Genomic DNA, 12,233 nt, shown 5'->3' on the forward strand with positions numbered 1-12,233 from the left:
GATACTCCCTACCCAGCAAAGCAGTCGCTCATGGTCTGCTTCGCCGGTTGAACGGCTACCCGTTCGCACCTCTCTCGAATCGCTTTGGATTCGCTTCGAATCCCCTTTTGAATCCGAACACGCAGGAGCAACTATGAAGAAGGCATTGCTAGTCCTGGCCCTTGGCGCGGCGTTGGTTGGCGTGGCGCAAGCCGACACGCTCAAGAAGATCAAGGACACAGGCAGCGTGACCATGGGCGTGCGCGAGTCCTCGGGCGCGCTGTCGTACACGCTGGGCGATGGCAAGTACGTGGGTTACCACGTCGAGATCTGCCAACGCGTGCTGGCCGATGTGCAGAAGCAGCTGGGCCTGGCCAAGCTGGACATCAAGTACCTGCCGGTGACCTCGCAGAACCGCGTGCCGCTGGTGCAGAACGGCACCGTGGACATCGAGTGCGGCTCCACCACCAACAACGCCACCCGCGGCAAGGACGTGGCCTTCGCCGTCACGACCTACGTCGAGGAAGTGCGCATCGCGGTGAAGGCCAACTCCGGCATCACCTCGATCGGTCAGCTCAACGGCAAGACCGTCGCGACGACCACCGGCACGACCTCGGTCCAGCTGCTGCGCAAGCACGAGCGCGCCAACGGCGTCGACTTCAAGGAAGTCCTGGGCAAGGACCACGCCGACAGCTTCCTGCTGCTCGAGTCGGGCCGCGCCGACGCCTTCGTGATGGACGGCCAGATCCTGGCCGGCAACATCGCCAAGTCGCGCAACCCGGCGGACTTCAAGATCGTCGGCGAAGTGCTGTCGGTCGAGCCGATCGCCATCATGATCCGCAAGGACGACCCGACCTTCAAGAAGGCCGTGGACGACAGCATCAAGGCGATGATGAAGTCCGGCGAGATCGCCAAGCTGTATGACAAGTGGTTCATCCAGCCGATCCCCCCGACCAACACCAAGGTCGGCCTGCCGGCGACGGAAGCGACCAAGAACGCTTGGGCGAACCCGAACGACAAGCCGGTCGAGGAATACGCGAAGAAGTGATCGCGATGACCTGAGCGCAAGGCGCCCCGCGGGGCGCCTTGTCGCAAAGGCCGCATGATCGCGCGAAGCCTCCCTTCGTGGAGGCCTCGCGCACCGGGGGCCGCGGCGCATGAGGCGGCCCTTTGCATTGATGGATGGAGCCCGCCATGGCAAGTTGGGATTGGCAGCTGTACTGCACAGACATGGTGACCGAGGAGGTCGCGCCGAAGTGTTTCGGTGCCCCCGGTTATGAGACTTACCTGGACGCGATGGTCCACGCCTGGGGCTGGACGATGACCGTCTCGGTGCTGGGCCTGCTGGTGGCGCTGGTCGCCGGCTCGCTGATCGGCGTGCTGCGGACCGTGCCGAACAGGAAGCTCGCGATGTTCGGCGAGGCGTGGACGGAGCTCTTCCGCAACATCCCGCTGATCGTCCAGCTCTTCATCTGGTACCACGTGATCCCGCGCCTGTTCCCCGCGCTGGCCAGCGTGCCCCCGGCGGTGCTGGTGATCACCGCCATCGGCCTGTTCACCTCGGCGCGCATCGCCGAGCAGGTCAAGGCCGGCATCCAGACCCTGCCCAAGGGCCAGCGCTACGCGGGCCAGGCGCTGGGCCTGACGCTGCCGCAGACCTATCGCCACGTGCTGCTGCCGATGGCCTTCCGCATCGTCATTCCGCCGCTGACCAGCGAGAGCATGAACATCGTCAAGAACTCGGCGGTGGCCTTCGCGGTGAGCATTCCCGACCTGGCGCAGTTCGCGCAGCAGGCGTCGGAGCAGTCGAGCTTCGTGCAGATCTTCCTGCCGGTGACGCTGCTGTACTTCATCTCGGCGTACGCGATCAACCGCGTGGCCAAGCTGATCGAGATCTGGGTGCGCGTGCCCGGCATCCTGGGGGCCAAGTGACATGATGCAGCTCGATTTCTCGTTCCTGACCTGGGACGTGCTCTCGGCCTTCGTGGCCAAGGGCCTGTGGTTCTCGATCCAGCTGACGTTCTCGGCCATGCTCGGCGGCATCCTGCTGGGCACGGTGCTCGCGCTGATGCGCCTGTCGGGCAAGTGGTGGCTGGAGAAGCCGGCGGCGATCTACGTCGACACGCTGCGCTCGATCCCGCTGGTGATGGTGATCCTGTGGTTCTTCCTGCTGATCCCGTACATCGCGGGCCCGCTGGGCGCGGAGAAGACGGCGCTGATCACCTTCACGCTGTTCGAGGCGACGTACTACTCGGAGATCATGCGCGCGGGCATCCAGTCGGTGTCCAAGGGCCAGGTCTTCGCGGGCTACGCGCTGGGCATGAGCTACCGCCAGACCATGGGCCTGGTGGTGCTGCCGCAGGCCTTCCGCAACATGCTGCCCGTGCTGCTGACGCAGACCATCGTGCTGTTCCAGGACACCTCGCTGGTCTACGCGATCGGCGCCTATGACCTGCTCAAGGGCTTCGAGGTCGCGGGCAAGAACTTCAACCGGCCGATGGAGACCTATCTGGTCGCCGCCGCCGTCTACTTCGTCATCTGCTTCTCGCTGTCCATGCTGGTCCGCCGGCTGCAGAAGAAGATCGCCATCATTCGCTGAGGGGTTGCAAGCCATGATCGACATCAAGAACGTTTCCAAGTGGTACGGCCCCTTCCAGGTCCTGACCGACTGCACCACGACCATCAAGAAGGGCGAAGTGGTGGTGGTGTGCGGCCCGTCGGGTTCGGGCAAGTCCACGCTGATCAAGACGGTCAACGCGCTGGAACCCATCCAGGCCGGCGACATCGTGGTGGACGGCACCTCGCTGACCGACCCCAAGACCAACCTGCCCAAGCTGCGCTCGCGCGTGGGCATGGTGTTCCAGCATTTCGAGCTCTTCCCCCACCTGTCGGTGACGGAGAACCTGACGCTGGCGCAGGTCAAGGTGCTGGGCCGCAAGCAGGACGACGCCAAGGCGCGCGGCCTGAAGATGCTGGACCGCGTCGGTCTGATGGCCCACAAGGACAAGTTCCCGGGCCAGCTGTCGGGCGGTCAGCAGCAGCGCGTGGCGATCGCGCGCGCGCTGTCGATGGACCCCATCGTGATGCTGTTCGACGAGCCGACCTCCGCGCTGGACCCCGAGATGGTCGGCGAGGTGCTGGACGTGATGGTGCAGCTGGCCAACGAAGGCATGACCATGATGTGCGTGACGCACGAGATGGGCTTCGCCAAGAAGGTCAGCAACCGCGTGATCTTCATGGACGCCGGCAAGATCGTCGAGGACTGCACCAAGGACGAGTTCTTCGGCAAGCCGGAAGAGCGCTCGCCGCGCGCCAAGGACTTCCTGGCGAAGATCCTGCAGCACTGATCCGCTGAATCGACGATCCGCCGACGCTGCGCGCGTCGCGATGAAAGGCCCGCTCCGCAAGGTGCGGGCCTTTTTGCTTTCGCCGTCAATCCCCCGCGGGGACAGGTGTTGCCTCACCACACGAATCGACGATCAGAACGCCCTCTCCAAGTCAGTGACGTCGCGAACCGGGCGGCGAAGAATGACTGTTCCCGCGATGGGAACCGCACGGGAAGTGTGTGGCGAGTCGCACGATCGGCGAGGGTGAAAGTGCGGAATTCCGCCGGCTGACCTTCGCGACACGAGGGTCGAGTGGTCCGGAGGTGGATGGAGATGAGCAACACCCAGCGTTGGCATGGCCGCAACAAGCGTCGCGCGGCGCGCGTCGTGAAGGTCGCGGCGAGGCCCCGACCCGATCACGTGACCCGCATTGAGCACGATGCGAAGAACGATGCGCTACTGCACCTGCTGCGAGCCGATCTGGCGACCCTTGGCGGGCGCATGGAGGTCCTTCGCGGGGACATGCTCGCGGCCATCGGTCGCCTGCAAGGACAGATCGACGGCCTGCGCGGAGAGCTCAACGGCCTGAAGCTTGTCGTCGCGATCATGCTGACGACGGGGGTGTTGAAGCTCTTCCTTCCGGTCGAGGAGATCGGTCAGTCCTATGCGCAGAGGGCGCTCAACGCGCTGCGGGCGTCGGCGGAGACGCCGGCCAAACCTTCGGCACCAGTGGCACCAGTGGCACCGGCGAGCGCCCCTGCTCTCGTCGGCCCCGGTGCGACAATCCCGCCCCATGAGCGACATCCTTGACCTGATCCGTCCCGACGACTGGCACGTGCACCTGCGCGACGGCGCCGCGCTGCAGAGCGTCGTCCCCTACACCGCGCGCCAATTCGCCCGTGCGATCGCGATGCCCAACCTGAAGCCGCCGATCACGACGGCCGAGCAGGCCCAGGCCTATCGCCAGCGCATCCTCGCCGCCGTCCCGGCCGGCGTCGATTTCGAGCCGCTGATGACGCTCTACCTGACCGACCGCACCACGCCCGACGAGATCGCCGCCGCGAAGGCCGCGGGCGTCGTCGCGCTGAAGCTGTATCCGGCCGGCGCCACGACCAACAGCGATGCCGGCGTGACCGACATCCGCAAGACCTACCGGACCCTGGAGGCCATGCAGAAGGCCGGCCTGCTGCTGCTGGTGCACGGCGAGGTGACCGATGGCGACGTCGACGTCTTCGACCGCGAGGCCTTCTTCATCGACCGCGTGATGACGCCGCTGCGCAAGGACTTCCCCGAGCTGAAGGTCGTCTTCGAACACATCACCACCAGGGAAGCCGCCCAGTACGTCACCGACGCCGACCGCTTCACCGGCGCGACGGTCACGCCGCAGCATCTGCTCTACAACCGCAACGCCATCTTCATGGGCGGGCTGCGTCCGCACTACTACTGCCTGCCGGTGCTCAAGCGCGAGGAGCACCGCCTGGCGCTGATCCAGGCCGCCACCTCCGGCAGCCCCAAGTTCTTCCTGGGCACCGACAGCGCGCCGCACGCCTCGGTGATGAAGGAGAACTCGGTCTGCGGCGCCGGCTGCTTCACCGCGCTGTCCGCGATCGAGCTCTACGCCGAGGCCTTCGAGGCCGCCGGCGCGCTGGACAAGCTCGAGGCCTTCGCCAGCTTCCATGGCGCGGACTTCTACGGACTGCCGCGCAACACCACGCGCATCACCCTGCGCAAGACCGACTGGACGCTGCCCGAGTCCGTCCCCTTCGGCGAGGCCGCCCAGCTCAAGCCGCTGCGCGGCGGCGAAGTGATGCACTGGAAGATGGACTGATCACCATCGCCACGGCAGAAGGCCCGCGCAAGCGGGCCTTCTGCTTTGAGCGCGCTCACTTGAACCGGTATTGCGCCGACAGGTAGAAGAACCGTCCCCGCGGATCCGTGTAGCTCGGGTCATAGCCGGAGATGAAGAAGTAGGCCTGGTTCGAGAACGGCGGGGCCGTGTTGAACAGGTTCTTCAACCCGGCGCGGAGCGAGAGCGCCGAGGTCGCGTCCCACCCCCCCGACAGGTCCCACAGCGAGTAGGCCTTCACCCGGTTCCTGGACACCACCGAGCCGGTGTTCGTGTCGATGGCCGAGTTCTGATCGTCGTAGCCGCTGTAGAAGGTGTTGGCGAGGTTGACGCTCCAATCCCCGCGTGCCCAGTCCAGGTTCAGGCGATGGCGCCAGCGCTGCACCACGCCGTCGGTGACGAAGCGCCCGAGGTTGCTGATGTAGGGATCCCCGTCCCCGGTCTGCTTCTTCGAGCTCAGCGTCAGCGTGCCCACCAGCTTGGCGCTGAATCGGCCCCAGCTCGACGACGGCGAGCGCAGCTGCACGGTGAGGTCCAGTCCCGAGGCCTTCTGCTTGCCCCGGTTCTCCTTGTGCAGCTCGATGTAGCAGATGTCCGAATCCTCCGGGTCGTAGTCGCAGCCCGGCAGGCCCTGGTCCTGGTTGTAGCGATGGACCAGCGCGCCGTACTTGTCGAGATTGCCCAGGATCACGTCGTCGCCGAGCGTGCTGATGAGGTTGCGCTTCTCGATGTACCAGTAGTCGAGCCCGACGCTGAGCTCCGGCGTCGGATCCGACAGCACGCCGATCGAGAACTGCCGCGACCTCTCCGGCTTCAGGTTCGGATTCGAGTAGGTCCGCGTCTCGAAGTTGTTGGCGCACAGGCCCAGGTCGTGGTTCTCGTTCATGCAGACCGGATCGGGCAGGGTGGCGGTCTCGCCGACCTTGATCGCGCGGTAGAGGTCGTCCAGCGAGGGCGCCCGGAAGCCCGTGCCCGCCGACGCGCGGAAGGTCAGGTTCCGCAGCGGCGCGTAGCGCAGGCCCAGCTTGGGATTCGTCGTCGAGCCGATCTTCTGATAGTGGTCATGGCGCAGCGCGAGCTGCAGCTCCCACGCCTGGGTGAGCGGCGCCAGCAGCTCCCCGTAGGCCGCCCAGATCTTGCGCGAGTGGTCGCGGAACTGCGCGTCGCCCGGGTTGCGATCGCCCAGGATGTTGTCCGAGATCAGCAGGTCGCTCGCGCCGGAGGAGGCCTGCTCGCGCCGCAGCTCGGCGCCGACGGCGACGGCCAGGTCGCCGCCCGCCAGCTTCATCAACGGGCGTGAGGCCTTCAGGTCCAGGCTGTCCATGGTGCCTCGCGCGTGCCGCACCTCCTGGTCGATGTTGTTGTCCCGCAGGAACTGCAGCCCCGCCGCGCTCGACGGCCCGAAGGGATTGAGAACCCCGTCGGCATAGGCCCGCAGTGTCTCGTCGTAGGGCAGATAGCCGCGCACGTCCCGGTCCGACACGCGGTTCAGGCTGTGATTGAAGCCCCAGTCGTAATCCCAGGCGCCGATCGTGCCGTTCATCCCGACCACCACGCGGCTGCCGGTGCTGATCAGCTCGCTGGCGCGCGGGCCGGCCTCGAGCATGCGGGTGCGCACGGTGATGAGGCGATCGTCGGGCAGCGCGTCGCCCAGGCCCGTCGCGGCCAGCGCCGGGATCAGCGAGACGTCCAGGTCCGCGTCGATGCGGTTGCTGGTGCCCACGTACCAGCTCTTGCTGCGCGAGTACGAGGCCTCGACGAAGGCCTGGTGCTGGTCGTTGAGCTTGAACACGCCGCGGCCCAGGAAGCTGCCCTTGTCCGTCTTCGGATAGAGCTCCAGATCGCGCATGTAGTCGTAGGTGCAGCCGTCCACGCCGCCGATGCCCGCGGGCAGGTAGAGCGTGTGCGGCGGCTGGCACTGAGGGACGCTGAGGTTGATCTGGCGCGAGCTGATGGTCTTCCCGTTGAGCGTGAAGCCGTTGGCCGGGTCGGACAGATAGTCGAACTGGTCGCTGCTCAAGCGGATGTTGCCGGGGAAGCCGGCCGAGGACAGCAGATGCGGCAGCCGCTCGGGAATGCGCAGGTCGTCGATGAATCTGCGCTGCGAGGTGCGCAGCGAGCCGGTGCGCTGGAAGTCCAGCACGCCCATCAGGTTGAAGCCGTCGCGCTCCAGGTCGCCGTGGCCGGCGGCGATGGAGGCGGTGCGCTTGCTCGCGCCGCCCTCGTCGGCGACGCCGCCGTAGACGTCGAGCTGCAGGCCCTGATAGTCCTTGCGGGTGATGAAGTTGACGACGCCGCCGATCGCGTCCGTCCCGTAGATCGCGGAGGCGCCATCCAGCAGCACCTCGACGCGCTCGATCGCGGCGGCGGGGATGTTGTTGAGGTCGACGCCGTTGTCGTCGCCGGGAGAGGCGAAGTTGGCCATGCGCCGGCCGTTGAGCAGCACCAGCGTGGACGAGGTCCCCAGCCCGCGCAGGTTGGCCGAGTTGAAGCCCATCTGGTCCTTGAAGCCGCCGGTGCCGATGCTCACGCCGTCGGTGAGCGCGTTGCTCATCGCGGAGACGGTGGCCATCAGCTCGGCGGCCGTGGTCACGCCGGCCTTGACGATGTCGTTGCGGGTCAGCGTCTGCACGGGCAGGGCGCCTTCGCCCGCCAGCCGCTTGATCGCCGAGCCGGTCACCTGCACGCGCTGCAGCTGCTGCGGTCGCGCGGTGTCGGGCGAGGAGGCCGCGCCCTCGGGCGGGGGCGCCTGCTGCGCGCGGGCCGGCATCGACAGGCCGGCGAGGGCGATCAGGCAGGCGAGCGCGATGGCTGGCCGCGGCGCGGTCGCGGCGGGCCTCGATCGGGGACCGGGAACGACACGGGACGCGCGCGCGGCGCGATGGCGGACGGTCATGACGGGACTCCCTGTGGCCGATGGCGATGGCTCTGTCGGGCCAGTCTAGGGAGAGTGGCGTCACACGCGTTACAGGGTGCGCCCCGAGCGCGGTGGCGACGATGCAACCGGCTGTGACTTACGGTCAAGCACCGGCGGGAGGGGGAGGCTATCGTCGAGCGCTGCCTGCCAGGAGCCCACACGATGATCGACCGCTGTCTTCCGCGCCTGATCGGCGCTGTCCTGCTGTGCTGCGCGGGTCTGGCCGTCGCGGCCCCGCCCGCGTCCCCACCCGCGCCTGCGCCGAAGGCAACGCCTGTCCCCCCGGTCGATGTCCCCATAAAAGGCCACGCGATGGCCATCGGCGGCGCGCTCAAGTCCGACAACGACGAGGTCTGGAACCGCCTGGTCGCGCTGGCGGGCGGCAAGGGCGCGCGCTTCGTCGTCTTCGGGACCGCCGCCGAGGACCCCGAGATCAGCGCCAGGCAGATCGTCGACCAGCTGCAGCGCCGCGGCGCGGTGGCCGAGGCGCTGCCGGTGGCGCCGCGCTTCTCCTGGGTCGACCTGAACAAGGTGGTGCGCGATCCCGCGCTGATCGCCAAGGTGCGCGCGGCCAAGGGCGTGTTCTTCACCGGCGGCTCGCAGGAGCGCATCGTCGACGTGCTCTATCCAGGCGGGCACAGCACGCCCATGCTGGACGCGATCTGGGAGGTCTACCGCAAGGGCGGCGTCGTCGCGGGAACCTCGGCCGGCGCGGCCATCATGAGCACGGTGATGTTCCGCGACGCGCCCAGCGTCATCAGCATCCTCAAGGGCCAGTGGGAGGAGGGCAAGCAGATCGACCGGGGGCTGGGCTTCGTCGGCCCGTCGCTGTTCGTCGACCAGCACTTCCTCAAGCGAGGCCGCTTCGGCCGCATGGTGCCGCTGATGCTGGCCAAGGGTTACCGGCTGGGCCTGGGCGTGGACGAGAACTCCGCCGCCGTGGTCCGCGGCGACGAGGTCGAGATCCTGGGCCACAAGGGCGCGCTGCTGGTGGACCTGGGCGAGGCCGTCAGCGACCGCTCGCTGGGCGTGTTCAACCTCAAGGGCGCCAAGCTGACCTACCTCGACCACGGCGACAAGCTGAACCTGGCCACGCGCGCGGTGACGCCCTCGGCGCTGAAGCTGCGCGGGCAACGCCTGGAGCCTGGCGCGGCCGACTACAAGCCCTACTACACGCTGCCGCAGTTCTACACGGACATGCTGGGCGACTCGACCATCTCGACGGCGATGTCCATCCTGATCGACAGCGTGCAGCCCGAGGTCCGCGGCCTGAGCTTCGAGGCCGAGCCCAAGCCCGGCGACACGCTGTCCGACCTGGGCTTCCTGTTCCGTCTCTACAAGGGGCCGGGCAGCATCGGCTGGAGCACCGACGAGCTCGGTCCCGAGGACTACACCGTGGTCAATCTCTACCTCGACGTCACGCCGGTGCGCATGCCGCTGCCGCTGTACGGCCCCTGGCCCGGCGACCGCCGCCCCAAGCGCGACGCGCCGCCCGAGGAACCGCCCGCGGGCGAACGTCCGCAGCAGCCATGAGGGCGGCGGCCTCAAAGCCGCTAGCATGCGACCTCGGGCCGCGGGCCTGGACGGGCACCGGTTCTGCCAGGGCTCGCTGACACACATGTCGTTTCGGGAGTCTGCTTCCTTGTCGCCATCCCTTCTTCCTCTCGCGCGCGGTGCCGGGGCGGGGCTGCTGCTGATCGCGGCGCTCGGCCAGCCGGTCGCGGCGCAGCCGCGGCCCGCCGCCGCCAGCTCGGCGCCCGCGGCGCCGGTCGTGCCCGGCAAGCCGGCCCCGGCGGTCCCCACGCCGAACGTGCCGCGCCTGCCGGTCGCCCCGCCGGCGCAGTCCGGCCCTCAAGGGCCGCAGGGCGCGCCCGCGCCGATGCCGGGCCTGCCGCAGCAGGTGCCGGATCAGCCCGGCACGGCGGCCAGCCAGGCCCAGGCGAACGCGCCGGTCTCGGCCAGCGCGCGCCGGCTCTACGACCGCAGCCGCGCGCAACTGCTGCAGGTGCGCACGCTGTTCAACGGCAGCCAGGCCTCGGTGGGCTCGGGCTTCGTCGTCAGCGCCGAGGGCCACGTCATCACCAACTACCACGTGGTCAGCCAGCATGCGCTGGAGCCCGAGCGCTATCGCCTGCAGTATCAGACGCCCGAGGGTGACGGCGGCGACCTGGAGCTGCTGGATTTCGACGCCCGCCGTGACCTGGCGCTGCTGCGCATCGTCGGCAAGTCGCCGGCCGCGGCGCGCATGACCGCCACGCCGCTGGTGTTCCGCAAGGCCGAGCAGCCGCTGTCCAAGGGCGAGCGCATCTACTCGATGGGCAACCCGCACGACGTGGCCTTCGCCGTCGTCGAGGGCACCTACAACGGCCTGGTCGAGCGCAGCTTCGATCCGCTGATCTACTACTCCGGCTCGATCAATCCCGGCATGAGCGGCGGCCCGGTGATCGACGAGGACGGCGAGATCGTCGGCATCAACGTGTCCACGATGATCTTCGCGCAGCAGATGAGCTTCCTGGTGCCCGCGCAGTACGCCAACGCGCTGCTGCAGCGCAGCCGCCAGGCCGCGCCGATGAAGGGCGCCGCCTGGCCCCGCCTGCGCGAGCAGCTGATGGCCTACCAGGAGGAGCTGTCGCGCAACTTCCTGGCCCAGCCCTGGCGCACGCTGACGCATCCGCGCTACCGCTTCCCGATCCCGCAGGAGCAGTACATGCGCTGCTGGGGCAGCGGCACGCCGACCGATGCGCAGGGGCTGCAGATGCAGCGCACGCAATGCCGCATGGAGCACGCGCTGTTCATCAACGAGACGCTGCAGACCGGCTACCTCGGCGTGACCGAGGAGGTCTACGACGGCAGCAAGCTGGGCGCGCTGCGCTTCTCGACCGTGTACTCGGCCAGCTTCCGCAACGAGCGCCTCGGCGCCGCCGACAAGGACCGCACCGCGCCCTACTGCAAGGAGAACTTCGTCCAGCAGTCCGACGGCCCGCCGCTGCGCGCCGTGGCCTGCCTGCGCGCGTACCGCAAGCTCGACGGCCTCGTCGACCTGACGGTGCTGGTGACCAACGTGGACTCGGCCACCGAGGGCGCGCTGGGCCGCTTCGAGGCCCGCGGCGTCAGCTTCGCCAACGCGACCCAGCTGACCCGCCACTACCTGCAAGGATTCGCATGGACGCGGTGATCGAGATCCTCGACCGGGACGGCCACTGCCGCGAGACCCACAAGATCCACGCCTGGCCGCTGCGCATCGGCCGCGCGCCGGCATGCGACCTGGTGCTGTCCGATGCGCACGTCGCCGGCACGCACGCGTTGCTGCACTGGGACGAGGCCGACGGTGGCGCGCCCCGCCTGCAGCTGCTGCCCAGCCGCAACGGCGGCTGGCTCGACGGGCGGCGGCTGGACGCGGAAGCGAGCGTCGCCTGGCCGTCGGACGCGGCGCTGCAGCTGGGCACGACGCGGCTGCGGCTGCGGACCTCGCTGGACCCGCTGCCCGACGAGCAGCCCATGACCCGCGCCGACGAGCCGGTACGCCGCGAGGCGCGCCCGCACTGGGCCTTGCCGGCGCTGCTGGCGGTGTGGCTGCTGACGCTGTGGGCGACCAACTGGGCGACCGGCGACGGCACGGGGTCCTGGGTCGACAGCGTCAGCGCGATCCTGGCGCCGCTGGGCATCGTGCTGGTGTGGGCGGCGCTGTGGGCGCTGGTGACGCAGCTGTTCCGGCACTGGTTCGCCTTCGGCGCGCACCTGTGGCGGGCGCTGGTCGCGACGGTCGCGCTGCAGGTGCTGGAGGTCGCCGTCCCGGTGCTGGCCTACATGGTCAACCTGCCGCGCCTGCAGGCGCTGGAGACGCTGGCCATGTCGGCCGGCGCCGCGCTGCTGCTGTGGTGGCACGCGTCGGTGGTGTGGCCGCGCGCGTCGCGGCGGCTGGGCGTGGGCATCGCCACGATGGCCATCGTCGGCCTGGTGCTGACCGTCGGCCGGCGCACCGAGCAGCAGTACTGGATCGGCCCGAGCTACATGGCGACGCTGCCGCCGCCGGCGCTGCGGATCGCCTCGCCCGAGCCGGTCGACGCCTTCGTCGACGGCCTGCAGTCGCTGGAGGCGCCGCTGCTGCGCCAGGCGAAGAAGCGCAACGACCAGGAAGGCGGCACCGGCGACGACGAGTGACGCG

At 68.7% G+C, this 12,233-nt stretch carries 10 protein-coding genes; 9 read left to right on the forward strand and 1 reads right to left on the reverse strand.

Going from position 1 to position 12,233, the window contains the following annotated elements; translation table 11 throughout:
- The first annotated feature begins 133 nt into the window (after positions 1–133).
- The 6 genes from MCHT01_RS01650 to pyrC all read left to right on the forward strand — a co-directional run bounded on the left by MCHT01_RS01650 (position 134) and on the right by pyrC (position 5,133).
- Entirely contained in the window at positions 134–1,027 is an 894-nt protein-coding gene (locus MCHT01_RS01650; RefSeq protein ID WP_067061506.1) for an amino acid ABC transporter substrate-binding protein, read from the forward strand.
- 146 nt (positions 1,028–1,173) lie between these two features.
- The gene (locus MCHT01_RS01655; protein WP_067061508.1) at positions 1,174–1,911 is read left to right on the forward strand and encodes an amino acid ABC transporter permease; all 738 of its coding nucleotides are present in this window, start codon (positions 1,174–1,176) and stop codon (positions 1,909–1,911) included.
- Between the two features lie 4 nt (positions 1,912–1,915).
- A complete protein-coding gene (locus tag MCHT01_RS01660; RefSeq protein ID WP_067061884.1) occupies positions 1,916–2,578 on the forward strand; it encodes an amino acid ABC transporter permease in 663 nt (220 codons plus the stop codon).
- A gap of 13 nt (positions 2,579–2,591) precedes the next feature.
- A complete protein-coding gene (locus MCHT01_RS01665) occupies positions 2,592–3,326 on the forward strand; it encodes an amino acid ABC transporter ATP-binding protein (protein WP_067061512.1) in 735 nt (244 codons plus the stop codon).
- A gap of 312 nt (positions 3,327–3,638) precedes the next feature.
- Positions 3,639–4,115: a hypothetical protein gene (locus tag MCHT01_RS01670; RefSeq protein WP_148661338.1), complete on the forward strand. Its 477-nt coding sequence runs from the start codon at positions 3,639–3,641 to the stop codon at positions 4,113–4,115.
- Entirely contained in the window at positions 4,099–5,133 is a 1,035-nt protein-coding gene (pyrC, locus tag MCHT01_RS01675) for a dihydroorotase (protein ID WP_067061518.1), read from the forward strand. Before MCHT01_RS01670 ends, pyrC begins: the two co-directional genes overlap by 17 nt.
- Before the next feature lie 55 nt (positions 5,134–5,188).
- Here pyrC and MCHT01_RS01680 read toward each other — a convergent pair whose 3' ends face one another.
- A complete protein-coding gene (locus MCHT01_RS01680; protein ID WP_084451588.1) occupies positions 5,189–8,047 on the reverse strand; it encodes a TonB-dependent receptor in 2,859 nt (952 codons plus the stop codon).
- Positions 8,048–8,380: 333 nt separating this feature from the next.
- On the opposite strand from MCHT01_RS01680, the gene MCHT01_RS01685 reads away from it, so the two are divergent.
- The 3 genes from MCHT01_RS01685 to MCHT01_RS01695 all read left to right on the forward strand — a co-directional run bounded on the left by MCHT01_RS01685 (position 8,381) and on the right by MCHT01_RS01695 (position 12,229).
- Positions 8,381–9,601 carry a cyanophycinase gene (locus tag MCHT01_RS01685; RefSeq protein WP_067061521.1) on the forward strand — a complete coding sequence of 407 codons (1,221 nt, stop codon included), beginning with the start codon at positions 8,381–8,383 and terminating at the stop codon, positions 9,599–9,601.
- Between the two features lie 109 nt (positions 9,602–9,710).
- Positions 9,711–11,243 (forward strand): S1 family peptidase, encoded by a 1,533-nt coding sequence (locus MCHT01_RS01690; protein ID WP_169806079.1) that lies wholly within the window; start codon positions 9,711–9,713, stop codon positions 11,241–11,243.
- On the forward strand, positions 11,231–12,229 hold the full coding sequence (locus tag MCHT01_RS01695) for an FHA domain-containing protein (protein WP_067061524.1): 999 nt from the start codon (positions 11,231–11,233) through the stop codon (positions 12,227–12,229). Before MCHT01_RS01690 ends, MCHT01_RS01695 begins: the two co-directional genes overlap by 13 nt.
- Positions 12,230–12,233 lie beyond the last annotated feature (4 nt).

It is taken from the genome of Mitsuaria chitosanitabida ATCC BAA-476 = NBRC 102408 (assembly GCF_001598255.1).
GTDB lineage: Bacteria > Pseudomonadota > Gammaproteobacteria > Burkholderiales > Burkholderiaceae_C > Roseateles > Roseateles chitosanitabidus.

Bases quoted from the DNA above. Each gene is read 5' to 3' on its own strand.
- MCHT01_RS01660 (WP_067061884.1), top strand. From the start codon at position 1,916: ATGCAGCTCGATTTCTCGTTCCTGACCTGGGACGTGCTCTCGGCCTTC.
- pyrC (WP_067061518.1), top strand. From the start codon at position 4,099: ATGAGCGACATCCTTGACCTGATCCGTCCCGACGACTGGCACGTGCAC.
- MCHT01_RS01685 (WP_067061521.1), top strand. From the start codon at position 8,381: ATGGCCATCGGCGGCGCGCTCAAGTCCGACAACGACGAGGTCTGGAAC.
- MCHT01_RS01670 (WP_148661338.1), top strand. From the start codon at position 3,639: ATGAGCAACACCCAGCGTTGGCATGGCCGCAACAAGCGTCGCGCGGCG.
- MCHT01_RS01680 (WP_084451588.1), bottom strand. From the start codon at position 8,047: ATGACCGTCCGCCATCGCGCCGCGCGCGCGTCCCGTGTCGTTCCCGGT.
- MCHT01_RS01665 (WP_067061512.1), top strand. From the start codon at position 2,592: ATGATCGACATCAAGAACGTTTCCAAGTGGTACGGCCCCTTCCAGGTC.
- MCHT01_RS01655 (WP_067061508.1), top strand. From the start codon at position 1,174: ATGGCAAGTTGGGATTGGCAGCTGTACTGCACAGACATGGTGACCGAG.
- MCHT01_RS01695 (WP_067061524.1), top strand. From the start codon at position 11,231: ATGGACGCGGTGATCGAGATCCTCGACCGGGACGGCCACTGCCGCGAG.
- MCHT01_RS01650 (WP_067061506.1), top strand. From the start codon at position 134: ATGAAGAAGGCATTGCTAGTCCTGGCCCTTGGCGCGGCGTTGGTTGGC.